Below are 13,742 nucleotides of genomic sequence, written 5' to 3'. Positions count from 1 at the left end.
TGAGGGAAGAGGAGAAGACCCAATTTTTATGTCGGCAAGTGGCAAAATGATAAACCATGCGTTTCGGAGAGGTCTTTCTGAGGCTTAAAGATTACACAACCAACGAGAAATGGACATTAATTGGGTCTCGTTGGTTAGGTTTGCTGCATTACTTAATATTCCAGACTCTAACTGTTCCCAAATCTCATCTGACATTTTCTTTTCGATTGCTGCCCCAATAAAGAAGGTGTACGGTGATATCCCTCTTTTTGAAAATGCTTCTCGAATTCGTTCCAATGCTGTTCGGGCGGTTTTCCAGTGTTCATCTGCTCCCGCAGGGTCAATTCCGCCTTTGAGTTCTCCCAATGCAATATAGGATTCAGGAATTTTATACTTACTCTTTTCTAATTCGTTAGGTAATAAATTGAATAAGCAAAGATCTACATTATTCTTAAGTAATGGGACGATTAAATTATAGATCAAAGTTCGATTCCCATTTGCATTCTCCCAGCTTAACCCTCGCAAAGATAACTCAATATCGGCGTCATCTTCTGTCGTGTCCAGCCATTTTCGACTGTTGGCATGTTGCCATTTATAACCTTTTCCTGCAATCCTTAAGGTTGATATCATTGCTCTAGTCAATTTTCTTTGTGCTAAAACACCTCCAATATTTCTCATAGAGCCGCCCAAAGTGTCTCCACGAATCAACAAAAATCGGAAGACCAGCTCTTCAACAAATTTTTCCCCTGCTGGTACTAGAAAATTTTTGATGAGTCCATTGATGGCTTCGTTTTTATCATCAGGTGACAGATGTTTAAGTGCTTTATCTGATATACCTGCCGCTGTTAAGAGACCTGATTCAATATCTTCTATTTTCAACAGATCCTCGGGCTTTTTGGCAAAAGATGCAGCTGTTTGAAGGGCTCGAGCTTCGCCTACGTAAGGAGTAGCCTTTCGGTTCTTTTCTAAGGCAAGTGATACAAAACCTGCACGAGTTGCTTCATAGGTAGTTACTAAATCGTTGCTAGAACTTAGGTGGTTTTGATATGCCTTCATCGCTTTCTCCAGACATAAACGCATTTCCTTAAGGACTCTCGTCCATGTTCACCCATTTGTTGACTGCTGTTTCCCTTGTCTTTTTGTAAAACAAAGATACTCTCAACGATAAAACCTAATTTTTCGGCAATACTAGAAAGAATCAAGTCAACGGAAATACTTACTCCTGCATACCGTACATTGTCATTAACCATAATCAAAGGTGCGTTAGGGCGTAAAACTCTCGCACTTTCGGCAATAATACATGCCATTTCATAGAAATATCCTCGAACCATTCGAGGGATTCCATTATTATTTAATTTTCCTAGAGCCTTTTGTTTGGATAAGTACCTCAAGATAGATTGTAAAAGCTCTTGTTCGTCTGTAGCAGCAATCGCTTCTGTCCAGAGAGGATTGATCGCCAATAAATCTTTTTCACGATTTTCGACTGTACAACTTAACATTGCTTGACGAAGCTTAACTAAACTTTTCTCGTCAATATTTAGTAATGCTAATTCTAAAGCATACGTTCTAGTGTAATCATAGCGATTGCAATATGGTGGCGAAGTAATAATAGCGTCAAAGGACTCCTTTGACATTCGTGGTAATAGTTCGAGAGATGAACCATTGTATAAAAATATCTCGCCTTGCTTTTTTGTAGCTGGGAACAAAGTGGATTGACTAGCAGGAGAGAGATCTGTAATTATTTCCTGAATTTTATCTGAAATTGCCTCTTTAAAACTTAATATCTCACCTTTATTGAATGTCTTTTTCCCCTGTTTACGTCCTGACCTGTAGTCCCATCTAAGATATTGACCATCTTTACGTGTGTAACTAATCGACTCTAAAATGCAAAACAGAGCAAAATGTAATACAGCTTTAACCCGTTCGTTTTCTTGTTCACATGCTGTTAAATACTTTTGAATTGCTTCCTTTGTCGCCTCAGGATATGCACCTTTAGTAATTCTTAGCTCGGGAAGTTTAAGTTTGGTCTCAAATCTCTCCCATGGATGGTATTTTGTCCAATTTTGTAAAACCTTAAAATCACTAGGCCTAAATTCAGATTCAAGAATTCTTTTTGTTGTGATGATTTGTTGTCCAATGGGCAGTAGCTCAATGCCAACCGCATTTATTCCGTTAGCACTGGCAGCGAATAATGCTGTTCCACTTCCTGCAAACGGGTCAAGTAATATCCCTTTTTGAATTTTATATTTATCAAGCAAATATTCAACTAAAGATGCTGAAAATGCCTCCTTAAACCTATACCAGCGGTATACAGGACGATTTTTGTTGGCTTGAAAACTCACTAATGAGCGAGTTATTCTTGGCTCAATTATCATCTTGTCATTGAAATATAGTTGTAAACTTTTATCGAGTTGGTTTATTTCTGCTTTATCAACTTTTGTTTCATCAATAACTACTCTTTCTTCAATCTGCATAGCTCTATATCTCCAATACATACTTTATATCTAGTATACTACTATAGGATCACGATGACTGCCCATCCTCGGTTGTAAGAGATTTTTTTGATCATAATCCTGTTTGCTTGACACCGCAACAGGAAACCCGTACAATCTAATTACAATTGAATGAGTGCCTGTCGGGTGCCTCACTCCCCGGATGGAAAGGCTCAAAGGCGAAACCGGTGTAAGTCCGGTGCTGTCGCGCAACTGTGATTTCGGCAAAATCAGCCGAATAAGCCAGGCCGCCCGCCCAGCAGGCGTTCACCACACTCTCGCGGAAAGGAGGTGGGGAACATTGGACTGGCAACACCGCAAACTCCGATCTCTCCCCTCCCTGCCCGCAACCGGCAGGGAGATTTCATTGTGTGAGCCAGCGCCGCCACAACAAGGATTTGCCTGATTACCCCAAACCTGCTGGCTCAGCCGGCACGTCGTATCCAAACCCACAAACCCATTCAATTTGAAAGGCTCCTAAAAATGAAACGTCAAAGCGTTTTGCTCAGTGTTCTCTTGCTGCTGGCGCTTCTGGTGAGTGCCTGCACGTCGGCAGCTACCCCGGCTGCCACGCCTACCGCCAGCCCGATTGTCATGACCGATGGACTGGGACGTACCGTTACCCTGGCGCAGCCGGCGCAACGCGTGGTTTCGCTGGCGCCATCCAACACCGAAATTCTGTTCGCCGTGGGCGCCGGCAGTCAGGTGGTTGGGCGCGATAATTTCAGCAACTACCCGCCCGAAGCCCTGGAATTGCCGGGGTTGGGTGATTTTATGGGCTTCTCGATCGAGCAAATCGTCGCCCTCAACCCGGATCTGGTGCTGCTGGCCGAAATTCACCCGCCGGAACTGGTCAAATCGCTCGAAGATGCCGGTTTGACCGTCTATTACCTGAAAAATCCCCTCGCCATGGAGGAAATGTACCCCATGCTGATCACCGTCGGTGAGCTGACCGGCCACAAAGCCGAGGCCGAAGCGCTGGTGACTCAATTGAGTCTGCGGGTGGCGGTCGTCCAGCAAAAACTGGCGAATATCGAGGAACGGCCGACCGTCTTTTACGAAATTGACGGGACAGATCCTTCCAAACCGTGGACGACCGGCAGCGGTACCTTCATTGATACCCTGCTGGAGATGGCCAAAGCCGAAAACGTTGGCCGGGCAATGGACAGCCAGTACGGGCAGATGAGCATTGAAGCCCTGCTGGCAGCCGACCCCGACTTCATCCTGCTGGGGGATGCCAATTTTGGCGTCACCCCCGAGCAGGTGGCTGCCCGCCCCGGCTGGGGTGAATTGACGGCGGTCAAAGAAGGGCGCGTCCTGCCGTTCAACGATGATCTGGCCAGCCGTCCCGGCCCGCGGCTGGTGGACGGGCTGGAAGAACTGGCGCGCCTGCTGCACGGTGTGACCCTGCCCTGATGAGAATGGCATGAAGGGACGCACTGTTCACCCAATCTGGATCGCTTTGGCCGCTTTGCTGGCAGCCCTGCTGTTGAGCATGCTGGTGGGCAGTGTGTCCCTTTCGCTGGTGGATATGGCGCGGGTGGTGGCAGCCCGTCTGAGCGGCGGCGAAATCGGTGCTGACCTGCGCGTTGCGGATACCATTCTCTTCTCGCTGCGGCTGCCGCGCACCGCGCTGGTGGCGCTGACCGGTTCGGCGCTCGCCGTCAGCGGGGCGGCCTATCAGGGCCTGTTCCGCAATCCGCTGGCCGATCCTTATCTGATTGGGGTGGCCTCCGGCGCCGGCCTTGGGGCGGTGATCGTGCTCAGCCTGCGCTGGGGCTACGATGTGGCCGGTCTGCTGGCGGTACCGCTGGCTTCGTTCAGCGGCGCGGTGCTCACCGTTTTGATGGTGGTCAGCCTGGCGCGGGTTGGACGCTCACTGCCGGTGACCAATCTTCTGCTGGCGGGGGTGGCGGTAAACTCCTTTGCCGGTGCGCTGACTTCTTTTTTACTGCTCCGCTCAACTGGCGAACTGCGCCGGGCAATTGCGTGGTTAATGGGCGGCTCATCCATGGGCGGCTGGCAGCCGGTGCTGGCCGTATTACCCTACTGGCTGATTGGGCTGGGAATTTTGATGACCATGGGACACGCCCTGAATGTGATGCAGTTTGGCGATGAACAGGCTCAGCAGCTGGGGCTGCCGGTGGAAACCACCCGCTGGATCATCATCGGCGTTTCATCTCTGGCTACGGCTGCAGCGGTTTCTTTTACCGGCATTATCGGCTTTGTCGGGTTGATTGTCCCGCACCTGTTGCGGCTACTGGTTGGCGGGGACTACCGCCGGCTGCTGCCGCTCTCGCTGTTGGGCGGGGCTGCCTTTTTGCTGCTGGCAGACGTGCTGGCGCGCATTGTGATGACCCCGCAGGAACTACCGGTCGGCATCATCACCGCTCTGACCGGCACGCCCTTCTTTTTGTGGATTTTGCGGCGTTCCCGCAGCCTTCCCTACTGGAGTTGACCATGCTCGAAGTTTTGCATTTGACTGTTCGTTACGGAGCAAAGCCGGTTTTGAAAGATGTCAGTTTCCGGCTGGCGGATGGTGAGATTCTGGCGGTGATCGGCCCAAACGGGGCCGGTAAGTCCACGCTGGTGCGCGCGCTGAGCGGCATTCTGCCGCCGGAGTGTGGCTCAATCCGCTATGATGGACGCGACCTGTGCGCGCTTTCGGTGCAGGAACGCGCCCGCCTGATTGCCGTGGTGCCGCAGGCGCGCAGCCTGCCGGCAGGCTTCACTGCCTGGCAGGTGGTTTCGCTGGGGCGCACCCCTTATCTGAACTGGCTGGGGCAGCTTTCACCGGCCGATGAAGAATTGATTTGGGAAGCCATGCGCCGCACCGATACGCAGCATCTGGCGCATCGGCTGGTGGGAGAGCTTTCCGGCGGGGAGCTGCAGCGGTTGCTGCTGGCGCGCGCCATGGTGCAGGCAACCCCGGTAATGCTGCTGGATGAGCCGACCACACATCTGGATTTGCAGTATCAGATTGGGCTGCTCAACCAAATGGTGGAGGTGGTGCGCCAGCCCATTGCCGGCAATGGAAACGGTAAAGCGCATCAACCGGCGGCGCTGGTCGTGCTGCATGACCTGAATCTGGTAGCGCGTTACGCCGACCGCGTGCTGCTGCTGGTGGATGGTTGTGTGCAGGCGTATGGAACCTCGGCGGAGGTGCTGCGTCCGCAGCTGCTCAGTGAGGCGTTTGGCATTCCGCTGGAGGTGATGCGCAGTCCCAACGGAAAATACCCGCTGGTTGTGCCGCTGATGGCCTGAAAATCTGGCATAATTGAAGGCAGGCACATGATCCGCGTTAACCTGTACGCCACCTTTCGATTGATTGCCAGGGCACGCAGCCTGCAGCTGGATCTGGCGGATGGAAGCACGGTTCGGCAGGCGGTAGATGAAATTGTCGCGCGCCTGCCGGATTTGCGCCTGCACTGGTTGAATGCACAAAACGAAATCCATGCCCATGTGCATGGATTCGTCAACGGGAAAGATGTGGACACCCTGCCGCAGGGTTGGGATACCCCTCTGCAAGACGGGGATGTGCTCGACTTTTTTCCGCCTGTGGCAGGCGGGTGAACCTCAGGCGGTCACTTTGGTTTGAATGGTAAAGCGCGGCGGCTGTTCCATGTGCTTCTTGACCGCGCACTGTTCGGCGGAGCGCACCAGCGCATCGTAGTATTTTTGTGGAAATTCGGGCGGCACCTGAATCTCCATTTCGATTTCTTCGACCATGCCGGTCAGCGGATTGCGCCGGTCGCGTTGAATAATGCGGATGCCCTCGGTGGGCAGCCCGCGCTGGCGGCAGAATCCCAGCACGTAAATGCCGGCGCAGGTGGCTAAAGAGGCCAGAAAAACGGCAAAGGGAGTGGGGGCAGAGCCTTCACCGCCGCCCATGGGGGGCTGGTCGGTACGGACGGTATAAGGGCCAAACTGAGCATCAACACGGGCTCCGCCGGGGAAGTAAACAACCATTTCCATGTGTGATTTTTCTCCATTCGTAAGGTTTTACCCTTATATAGATGCTATTGCGGCTTTAAGGTTGCAGGCAAAGGCGCAACGACTTGCTCTTTGCCGAGCGGGTACCAGAAGAAACGCCAGTAAAGGTAAATGGAAAGGATGTACAGTACCAGGGTGGCGGCAAAAGCCGGCTGAAAACCGTAATTGACCTGTATCCAGCCGCTGATTTGCGGAGAAAATGCCCAGCCCACATTGTTGGCCATGCTGACCAGACTGGCAACGGTAGCCCGCGCCGAGGGTTCGACCTTTTCCATCACAAAGGTCTGATACACCGGCAGGCTCATGTTCATCAGCGTCAGGCGGATGTAGTAGGCCGCGGCGCTGACCGCAAACCACGGCGCAAAGCCCAGCAGAATCAGAAACGGAATGGAAAGCGCCTGGGTGATGACCACCAGTTGAATTTTGCCAAAGCGGTCTGCCAGCGGTGGGGCAATTAACAGGCCGATGCCCATGGCCAGCGAACCCCAGGCGAACATGGCCCCAATGACCGGGTCGGGCTGGTGATGCACATTGCGGAAAAAGACGTTCATGAACGGCATGATCAGCCCGGCGCCCAGCGAAGTAACCAGCATGGGCAGAATGAGTTTGCCCAGCAGGCGCGAGTTTTGCCCAAAATAAGCCAGCGGTGCGAACACCGAGCGTTTGTCACGGGCGATTTTGACCGGACGGAGAAACAGCAGGGGTAAAATGCCGACCGAACCGGCAATGGCAATGGCAGCCAGCGCTCCGCCGTATGCCGAGGGGCTGGTGGGGGTGCTGCCCTGTAGCGTGCTGATCCAGGTTGGCAGGTAACCGCCGATCCAGTTCCCGAAGAAAGCCGAAGCCATTTGCAGCCCGGAGGTGAAACTGAACAGGTAGGTGCGTTCCTTTTCGCCGCTGTTTTCCATCAGGAATGGCCCCATGGTCACACCGGTCAGGCTCTGTGCCAGGCCGAGCACGATGTTCATCAGGACGAAGGTCAATGCGGAGGGGAACAGCACCATGCCACCCACCGCCAGCCCCAGCACGGCCGTGCCGACGATCAGGGCGGTCTTGTGACCGATGTTGTCCACCAGATAGCCCATCGGCAGGGCGGAGAGCAGGGCGGTCAGGCTGGAGGTGGTGATGAGCGTGCCGAGCAGGGCTTCATCGTAACCCAGCGAGAGGACGTAAAAATTGAACAGCAGGCGGTAAACGCCCATGGCCGCGCCGGTGAGAATGACACTGGTCAGGTACAGGCGGGCGTTAGGCTGGAAAGCGCTCACCCGGTCAAAGTAATTGGCCAACACACGTGAAAAGCGGGAAAACGAACGCTCAGGTTTCAACGGCTTTTTCTCCATACAGGGCAGAAGTTCAGGGTTCTTCGGTGGAATCCAGAAAACGATGCAGGGCGGTCAGGGTTTCGTTCAGTCCTTCGCGGCGCAGGTCGTAGCGCCGTTCGCCGTCGGCGTCCAGCCGAATGTGAACTAAACCGGCGCGCCGCAGGGCGTTGAGGTGATGAATGACTGTTGGGGCGCGCAGGCGCAGGCGCTCGGCCAGGGCGGCGGGGGTCAGCGGCTGCTGAGCCAGAAAGCGCAAAATGCGCAGACGGGTCGGGTCACCCAGGGCTTTGAAAGTGTCCACCAAAGTCAGCGGTACGGCGCCGCCGCCCGCCAGCGAGAGGTGCGCTGGACGGCAGCCGAACACCAGCAGGGCGCGCTGCCCTGCCAGCCGCTGGAAGAAAATGAAGGGTGTACTCCAGTAGGAGGGAATCAGGGTCAACTGGCTGACCTGCTGGATTTCTGCGATGCTCACCCCGCGGGTGAGGGTTTCGACGACCTGCGGGAGGGGTTGCTCATTCAGCAGGCGGCTGGCTGTCTGCACACCGTCTTCCAGCAGTGGCTGCAAGCGGGCTTCTTCCTCACTGAAGAACAGGTTGAAGTAGGTGCGCAGGGCAAACAGCCATTCTTCCCCAAAGGCGGCCGGGTTCGACCAGGCTGATATCCAGTAGTCCAGCGTACCGGCCGGCGGGGGATGGCGTTTAGCTTCCAGTTCGGCTTTCAACAGGGTACGCATGGCGGGAGTAGCCCGGCCGGTTGCGGCAATCTCCTGCAGGGCAATCTGCACTTCCGGGCGCAATTCGGGAATGAGGGTCAAACGCGGCAGACGTTCGGCGGGCGGGATTTGTTCCAGTGCGCTCAATACCGGGGTGGTATCTTTGTGAGGGAGCGGTAAGTCGTGCAGCCAGGTCAGTGGAACACCCAAAAAAGGCAGATGATGCTCGAAAAATTCGCGCTGAGCCGCCGGCAGGCGCGAGCGTACCCCGGCGGCCCAGGAGGGACGCAGACCAAAATCCGCCGGATTGTGCAGCACAATCAGGCTGATGAAGAAATCATATGCGGAGGCAGCTTCAAAGCGAACTTCGGGCATGTTTGATTAGATAATTGTCTAATTTATTAGATGATAATCTAATCGGGTTGAGTGGTCAAGAAATTCAATGGGATGATTTGCTGCAAACGCGGCACAGCGCATTTGCTCTGCCGCAAAATCCGGACTGTGAGCGTGTGGTATGCTGAACATGCCTAAAAAAATTTCAGCGATAAACGGAGTTGAACATGAGCAACTTACAGCCCGAATGTGTTTACTGCGCCCGTAGCGCGCAGGAAGTGCCACTTCTCTCGATTCGTTTTCAAGACAAAGAATTCTGGATTTGCCCGCAGCACCTGCCGGTGTTGATTCACCAGCCGGAGCGGTTGAGCGGTAAACTGCCGGGTGTGGAAAACCTCGAACCGCACGAACACTGAATCCAGTCGGCGCGATCAGAAGACTGCCTGTCATTACGCAGGCAGTCTTTTATTATGGTAAACCTCACCCTTTCAAAGATGATAAGTGGGATATTTTGGATGATGATTGTCCGGCTAATCATGATTTTTGCCACTATAACAATCCATCCCTTTTCATTAAGATAGGTTCAATGTTAGCAGCAGAGTTTCGCAAATTCTCCATTTTTGAGGGATTGAGCCCGTCCAAAATCGAGTGGCTGGCAAGCCAGTTCGAGCTGCGGGTGATTCCTGCGAACCGTACCATTTTTGAACAGGGGGATCCTGCCACACATCTCTATCTGTTATCTTCCGGAAAGGTTATAATTCGCTACAAGCCGTATGATGGTCCGCCTTTGACGGTGGCAACCATTCAGCCGGGTGAGGTGTTTGGCTGGTCAGCAGTGCTGGGCCGCCACATGTATACCTCGGCAGCGGTCACACTGGAAGAAAGCCGCCTGTACCGGATTGAGGGCAGCCGCTTACAGACGGTATGTGACGAATGTCCGGATACGGGGGCTGTGCTTTATCGGCGTTTGGCAAAAGTAGCCAGCGAGCATAAAAAGCATCAGCATACCGAAGGTGAATTGCTGCGGGTGTTGACTTCCAACCTGGATAAAAATGGGGAATGTTACCGGAGGATTGAAAATGGGCGACGCTGAAATTCCTGCATACAGCATTGAAGAACAATTGCGCGGTTTGATTGAGCAGTTGAGCGCGTACATCGAAACCTACCACGGTGGTGAGGTGGAATACATTGGTTTCGACGGCAGGGTGGTCAAAGTGCGTTTGGGGGGAGCCTGCCTTGGCTGTCCGCTTTCGCCGGTTACTCTGAAAGGCTGGGTGGAAGGCACCATCAAACAATTCTTCCCCGAAGTCCACGTTGAGGAAGAAACGGCTTCATAAAAATTCATCAGGCGCGGTCATTCCAGCCCGACTTCGATGTGTTCCTGATCCTCTTCGTCGTAAATATCCACAATCTGGCCAATTTCGCCGGATTGGATGGCATCCATAATCTGTCCCATCTCAATTTCGCCGATTTCGGGGGAGAAGCGCGCGCCTAATTTCATGCCGGTATTCAAAACGGTAACCGGCAGGCGGATGTTGACGCGCACTTTGCCGCTGCGCAGGTCGGTAATGCGCACCCGCAGCCAGCGCGGGCGCGGCCGCATTCCTTCTCCCGGCGGGGGTGGCGGCAGGGGGCCTTTCTTCTCGGCGAGTGCGCTGCTCTTTTCCAGCGCCTGCAACAGGCGGATGCCTTCCTCCGGGGTGATTTTATTCTCCTCGATTAGTTTGAGGATTTTCAAGCGTTCTTCACTGCTTGCTGCCATTTTCCAGCCTTGTATTTCGGCAATAACTACATTATGCTTATTGTAATTGAAATTCACTGACGCAGCAGATTTTTAACCCACCTGTACGGACTTATTTTATTTCGGAGGTTTGCTGTCTATGGTCAATTTATGGCAATTATTCTGGATTTTCATCAAGGTCAATTTACTTACCACCTCCGGGCCGGCTTCGGTGGGTTTGCTGTATCAGGAGGCGGTGGGCAAGTTGATGACCGAAAAAGAGTTCGTCGAGGCGGTCGGCTTTTCCAGCGTGCTGCCCGGCAGTGATGCACTGCAGCTGGCCATGTTTGTCGGCTACCGGGCCGGCGGGTTGCCGGGTGCGCTGGTGGCGCTGCTGGGTTCGATTTTACCGCCTACCATCCTGATTCTGATGATTGTCAGCGTGTTGCGCTTTATCAGCGGTGAGGCCTGGGTGGGCAATTTTGTGCGCGGGCTTGCCCCGGCGGTTGCGGCGCTGATGGTACTGGTGGCGTGGAATGTCTTTCGCGGCGAGGCCGGCGAAACGATCACCTGGTTTACGGTCATCATTGCTGCCGGTGCCATGATTGCCTACATTCTCAAAGTGCCGCCGCCGCTCGTGCTGGTGGTAGCCGGTGTTCTGGGGATTATCGTGCTGCGATGAACGACTTACCGCCTCTCTTAATCGCCTTACAGAGTGATCATCCGTCTTTCCCGGCGCTGGAATATGGGGAGAGTCTGGCAAAACTGCTGCGCACCCCGGTTCGTTTGTTGTGCGTACGTCAGCGCGGCTCATCCTCGCTGCTGGAGGAGCAGGCTCAGCGTTCCGCGCTTGCCTTGAAAGAGGTGGATGTTGCGGTGGAAATCCGCTGGGCGGAAGGGGATCTGGTGAAAGCGGTGCTGCGGGAAATAAATCAGATGCCGGAAGCGATGCTGGTGATCAGCGACAAATACCGCCCCATCTGGCGGCGCTGGGTGCGCTTTGGGCGCTTCCGCCGGCTGCAGGCTTCGCTATCCTCACCCATTTTACGGGTGCGGGATGCCTGCTGGCCGTTGCACAACATCATTGTGTGCAGCGGTGGGCTGCCTTACACCAAACCGGTGGAACGGCTGGCCACCCGAATGGCCAAAACAGCCGGCGCCAGGCTGACTTTTTTGCATGTGGTTGAGCCGGTCATGCTGGATTACCCGCTGGCGAAGGAAATTCATTCACACTGGGAACACCTGCTGCAGACCGACACCCCGCAGGCGCGCCACCTGAAGCAGGCGTTGGATTTTGCCGAGCAGAACGGGGTAGAGGCGCGGGTGGTGGTGCGCCATGGCCTGATTCTGCACGAGATTCTGGATGAGATTCGCAGCGGCGGCTATGATCTGGTGGGTATGGGCTCAACCTACAGCTCCACCAGCCTTTCGCGCTTATTCCGTCCGGATGTGACCGCGCTGGTTTCTGCCGCGGTGGACTGTCCTCTGCTCACCCAGCGCGGTTCGGCTGAAAACTCAGGATGAGGTTTAGGGTTTGAGGGTGTGGCTGGTTTTTTCCCACCTTTTCACCGCAGCGCGGATGAGATTTTGAATTTCTTCATCCGGCACGGCCTCAATACCGTTGAAGCGCTCGCGGTCCACCCACACGATCACGCCTAAATTTGCCTCTTCGGTCAGGCGGATGGTGCGTTCGGCAAAGGGCGATTCGACCAGCATTTCCTGCAGAATTTCGTCAATCTGCCCGACGATGGAGGTGGGGCGGGGTTTATCCACCGGCAGAATGCTTGCTGCCAGTACGGCTGGGTCGGGCAGCGGATTGGCCGGCGGCGTGGATTCTTTCGGCGGCGCTGCGGGTTCAACCCCCAGCCAGTTCGTCCACGATTCGGCGGCTTCACGCAGCATTCGCAATTGCTCCACCGGGACGGTTTCGCGGCTCAGGTAAATTTTGCGGTCAATTTCCGTGACCAGTTTGCCGGTAGATTTTTCGCGGTAAAGACGCACCAACGGGTTGAAGCGTTCCAGCGGCAGGCCGGTGTACGGTTCATCGGCGGCGGGTTTGGGGGCCGGTTTTTCTTCAACTTTTTCGGCAGGTTCTTCTTCGCTGCGTTCTTTTCCCCGCTCGAGGAAGAAATAGGCAACCACCGCGCCAATGATGAATCCAACGGCAGTGAAGATTAAAGCAGGAAGGAGCAGATCTCCGGGATTGAGCATGACAGCCTCACTTTCACAACAGTTTCAAGAAGTGGATGAATTTCCCCCAGCAGGAGCAACCTTCAGGGGCTGACAGGCAGGGCAAAAATGGGTGCTGCGTTGGCCGATAATCCGGCGTGCAATCGGCGTGCCACATTCCGGGCAGGGCTGGCCGCTGCGGCCATAAGCCCGGAAGTGATTTTGAAAACTCCCCCCGCGGTAAACCCAGTCAATGCTGGCGCCGTTGCGGCGGATGCCCTCTTGCAATACCGTGCGAATGGCGTTCAGCAGGCGGGCGGCATCTTCGCTGCTGAGCAAATGGGAAGGGGTGAGCGGGTGCAAGCCGGCAAGGTGCAGGGCTTCATCGGTGTAGATGTTGCCCAGTCCGGCGATAAACGACTGGTCGAGCAGCAGGGGTTTTAACTGGCGTTGAAAACGGCTCAGGCGGCGGTGAAATTCCTCCGCGGTCAAACTTTCGTCCAGCGGCTCTGGGCCGAGGCCGTTCAGAACGGCTTGCGGGTCATCCGCCAGCCAGACGCGCCCGAATTTGCGCGGGTCGTTGAAGGCCAGCCGCCAGCCGTCGGTAAGATGGAAAATGACCCGGTCGTGAGCGGCGGGCGGCACAGGGCTGCCGGTTTCATCGGCGGCAGGTTCAAGGCGCAAATCGCCGCTCATCCGCAGATGGATGAGGAGGGTTGCCTGATTGAGATGGATCAGAATGAACTTGCCGCGTCGGGCAACGGCTTTGACCGGCTGAAGGCGGATTTTTTCGAGAAAGGCGTCCGGCTGTGGGGCTGCCAGACTGCGCTGCCAGCGGAGCTCGGCTCCCTGAAGCACGCGCCCGATCAGCGGCGGGCTGCCCCGTCCGCCGTTTTGCAGGGCGCGCACAATCGTTTCAACTTCAGGAAGTTCCGGCATTGTTCATCGAACAAATCGGATGGGAAAGCGGGTTACTCGTTGAACATCTCACCCACACTGCGCCCTTCATTGGCGCGGTGGAT

The 13,742-nt window shown here is 54.7% G+C and carries 17 protein-coding genes and 1 riboswitch; of the genes, 9 read left to right on the top strand and 8 right to left on the bottom strand.

Going from position 1 to position 13,742, the window contains the following annotated elements; all coding sequences use genetic code 11:
- Positions 1-84 precede the first annotated feature (84 nt).
- Both ACWIZX_RS11075 and ACWIZX_RS11070 read right to left on the bottom strand, forming a co-directional pair.
- Positions 85-1,035 (bottom strand): type II restriction endonuclease, encoded by a 951-nt coding sequence (locus tag ACWIZX_RS11075; protein WP_448335810.1) that lies wholly within the window; start codon positions 1,033-1,035, stop codon positions 85-87.
- Positions 1,032-2,453 (bottom strand): DNA methyltransferase, encoded by a 1,422-nt coding sequence (locus tag ACWIZX_RS11070; protein ID WP_448335809.1) that lies wholly within the window; start codon positions 2,451-2,453, stop codon positions 1,032-1,034. The genes ACWIZX_RS11075 and ACWIZX_RS11070 overlap by 4 nt, the downstream gene beginning before the upstream one ends.
- Before the next feature lie 146 nt (positions 2,454-2,599).
- Positions 2,600-2,745: riboswitch (cobalamin riboswitch) on the top strand.
- 209 nt (positions 2,746-2,954) lie between these two features.
- Between ACWIZX_RS11070 and ACWIZX_RS11065 the strand changes: the two genes are divergently transcribed.
- From ACWIZX_RS11065 to ACWIZX_RS11050, 4 genes are read left to right on the top strand one after another with little or no spacing between them, the layout of a single operon-like run.
- Complete coding sequence (locus ACWIZX_RS11065; protein ID WP_448335808.1) at positions 2,955-3,887, top strand: ABC transporter substrate-binding protein; 933 nt, start codon at positions 2,955-2,957, stop codon at positions 3,885-3,887.
- Positions 3,888-3,897: 10 nt separating this feature from the next.
- The gene (locus ACWIZX_RS11060) at positions 3,898-4,929 is read left to right on the top strand and encodes a FecCD family ABC transporter permease (protein WP_322794158.1); all 1,032 of its coding nucleotides are present in this window, start codon (positions 3,898-3,900) and stop codon (positions 4,927-4,929) included.
- Positions 4,930-4,931: 2 nt separating this feature from the next.
- Complete coding sequence (locus ACWIZX_RS11055; protein WP_322794159.1) at positions 4,932-5,735, top strand: ABC transporter ATP-binding protein; 804 nt, start codon at positions 4,932-4,934, stop codon at positions 5,733-5,735.
- Between the two features lie 27 nt (positions 5,736-5,762).
- Positions 5,763-6,044 (top strand): ubiquitin-like small modifier protein 1, encoded by a 282-nt coding sequence (locus ACWIZX_RS11050; protein WP_322794160.1) that lies wholly within the window; start codon positions 5,763-5,765, stop codon positions 6,042-6,044.
- Positions 6,045-6,047: 3 nt separating this feature from the next.
- Here ACWIZX_RS11050 and ACWIZX_RS11045 read toward each other — a convergent pair whose 3' ends face one another.
- The 3 genes from ACWIZX_RS11045 to ACWIZX_RS11035 are packed head-to-tail and all read right to left on the bottom strand — an operon-like array spanning position 6,048 to position 8,873.
- Complete coding sequence (locus ACWIZX_RS11045) at positions 6,048-6,446, bottom strand: OsmC family protein (RefSeq protein ID WP_448335807.1); 399 nt, start codon at positions 6,444-6,446, stop codon at positions 6,048-6,050.
- Between the two features lie 44 nt (positions 6,447-6,490).
- Entirely contained in the window at positions 6,491-7,789 is a 1,299-nt protein-coding gene (locus ACWIZX_RS11040; protein ID WP_448335806.1) for an MFS transporter, read from the bottom strand.
- 28 nt (positions 7,790-7,817) lie between these two features.
- Complete coding sequence (locus ACWIZX_RS11035; RefSeq protein WP_448335805.1) at positions 7,818-8,873, bottom strand: ArsR/SmtB family transcription factor; 1,056 nt, start codon at positions 8,871-8,873, stop codon at positions 7,818-7,820.
- Positions 8,874-9,058: 185 nt separating this feature from the next.
- Between ACWIZX_RS11035 and ACWIZX_RS11030 the strand changes: the two genes are divergently transcribed.
- The 3 genes from ACWIZX_RS11030 (at position 9,059) to ACWIZX_RS11020 (ending at position 10,168) form a co-directional block, all read left to right on the top strand.
- Complete coding sequence (locus ACWIZX_RS11030; RefSeq protein ID WP_448335804.1) at positions 9,059-9,247, top strand: hypothetical protein; 189 nt, start codon at positions 9,059-9,061, stop codon at positions 9,245-9,247.
- Positions 9,248-9,417: 170 nt separating this feature from the next.
- Positions 9,418-9,924: a cyclic nucleotide-binding domain-containing protein gene (locus ACWIZX_RS11025; RefSeq protein WP_448335803.1), complete on the top strand. Its 507-nt coding sequence runs from the start codon at positions 9,418-9,420 to the stop codon at positions 9,922-9,924.
- Positions 9,911-10,168 carry a NifU family protein gene (locus ACWIZX_RS11020; protein ID WP_322794332.1) on the top strand — a complete coding sequence of 86 codons (258 nt, stop codon included), beginning with the start codon at positions 9,911-9,913 and terminating at the stop codon, positions 10,166-10,168. The genes ACWIZX_RS11025 and ACWIZX_RS11020 overlap by 14 nt, the downstream gene beginning before the upstream one ends.
- A gap of 17 nt (positions 10,169-10,185) precedes the next feature.
- On the opposite strand, the gene ACWIZX_RS11015 is transcribed toward ACWIZX_RS11020, so the two are convergent.
- Positions 10,186-10,593, bottom strand: a complete 408-nt coding sequence (locus tag ACWIZX_RS11015) for an SHOCT-like domain-containing protein (protein ID WP_322794331.1) — start codon at positions 10,591-10,593, stop codon at positions 10,186-10,188.
- A gap of 118 nt (positions 10,594-10,711) precedes the next feature.
- On the opposite strand from ACWIZX_RS11015, the gene ACWIZX_RS11010 reads away from it, so the two are divergent.
- Positions 10,712-11,233: a chromate transporter gene (locus ACWIZX_RS11010; RefSeq protein WP_322794330.1), complete on the top strand. Its 522-nt coding sequence runs from the start codon at positions 10,712-10,714 to the stop codon at positions 11,231-11,233.
- The gene (locus ACWIZX_RS11005) at positions 11,230-12,075 is read left to right on the top strand and encodes a universal stress protein (protein WP_448335802.1); all 846 of its coding nucleotides are present in this window, start codon (positions 11,230-11,232) and stop codon (positions 12,073-12,075) included. The genes ACWIZX_RS11010 and ACWIZX_RS11005 overlap by 4 nt, the downstream gene beginning before the upstream one ends.
- Positions 12,076-12,078: 3 nt before the next feature.
- Here ACWIZX_RS11005 and ACWIZX_RS11000 read toward each other — a convergent pair whose 3' ends face one another.
- A complete protein-coding gene (locus ACWIZX_RS11000; protein WP_448335801.1) occupies positions 12,079-12,762 on the bottom strand; it encodes a hypothetical protein in 684 nt (227 codons plus the stop codon).
- A 24-nt stretch (positions 12,763-12,786) separates the two neighbouring features.
- Complete coding sequence (gene mutM, locus ACWIZX_RS10995) at positions 12,787-13,659, bottom strand: bifunctional DNA-formamidopyrimidine glycosylase/DNA-(apurinic or apyrimidinic site) lyase (protein ID WP_448335800.1); 873 nt, start codon at positions 13,657-13,659, stop codon at positions 12,787-12,789.
- Positions 13,660-13,742 lie beyond the last annotated feature (83 nt).

The sequence above is a fragment of the Bellilinea sp. genome (assembly GCF_053501535.1).
This window is presented reverse-complemented; position numbering and strand designations above follow the sequence as displayed.

Bases quoted from the DNA above. Each gene is read 5' to 3' on its own strand.
- ACWIZX_RS11075 (WP_448335810.1), bottom strand. From the start codon at position 1,035: ATGAAGGCATATCAAAACCACCTAAGTTCTAGCAACGATTTAGTAACT.
- ACWIZX_RS11070 (WP_448335809.1), bottom strand. From the start codon at position 2,453: ATGCAGATTGAAGAAAGAGTAGTTATTGATGAAACAAAAGTTGATAAA.
- ACWIZX_RS11065 (WP_448335808.1), top strand. From the start codon at position 2,955: ATGAAACGTCAAAGCGTTTTGCTCAGTGTTCTCTTGCTGCTGGCGCTT.
- ACWIZX_RS11060 (WP_322794158.1), top strand. From the start codon at position 3,898: ATGAAGGGACGCACTGTTCACCCAATCTGGATCGCTTTGGCCGCTTTG.
- ACWIZX_RS11055 (WP_322794159.1), top strand. From the start codon at position 4,932: ATGCTCGAAGTTTTGCATTTGACTGTTCGTTACGGAGCAAAGCCGGTT.
- ACWIZX_RS11050 (WP_322794160.1), top strand. From the start codon at position 5,763: ATGATCCGCGTTAACCTGTACGCCACCTTTCGATTGATTGCCAGGGCA.
- ACWIZX_RS11045 (WP_448335807.1), bottom strand. From the start codon at position 6,446: ATGGAAATGGTTGTTTACTTCCCCGGCGGAGCCCGTGTTGATGCTCAG.
- ACWIZX_RS11035 (WP_448335805.1), bottom strand. From the start codon at position 8,873: ATGCCCGAAGTTCGCTTTGAAGCTGCCTCCGCATATGATTTCTTCATC.
- ACWIZX_RS11030 (WP_448335804.1), top strand. From the start codon at position 9,059: ATGAGCAACTTACAGCCCGAATGTGTTTACTGCGCCCGTAGCGCGCAG.
- ACWIZX_RS11025 (WP_448335803.1), top strand. From the start codon at position 9,418: ATGTTAGCAGCAGAGTTTCGCAAATTCTCCATTTTTGAGGGATTGAGC.
- ACWIZX_RS11020 (WP_322794332.1), top strand. From the start codon at position 9,911: ATGGGCGACGCTGAAATTCCTGCATACAGCATTGAAGAACAATTGCGC.
- ACWIZX_RS11015 (WP_322794331.1), bottom strand. From the start codon at position 10,593: ATGGCAGCAAGCAGTGAAGAACGCTTGAAAATCCTCAAACTAATCGAG.
- ACWIZX_RS11010 (WP_322794330.1), top strand. From the start codon at position 10,712: ATGGTCAATTTATGGCAATTATTCTGGATTTTCATCAAGGTCAATTTA.
- ACWIZX_RS11005 (WP_448335802.1), top strand. From the start codon at position 11,230: ATGAACGACTTACCGCCTCTCTTAATCGCCTTACAGAGTGATCATCCG.
- ACWIZX_RS11000 (WP_448335801.1), bottom strand. From the start codon at position 12,762: ATGCTCAATCCCGGAGATCTGCTCCTTCCTGCTTTAATCTTCACTGCC.
- mutM (WP_448335800.1), bottom strand. From the start codon at position 13,659: ATGCCGGAACTTCCTGAAGTTGAAACGATTGTGCGCGCCCTGCAAAAC.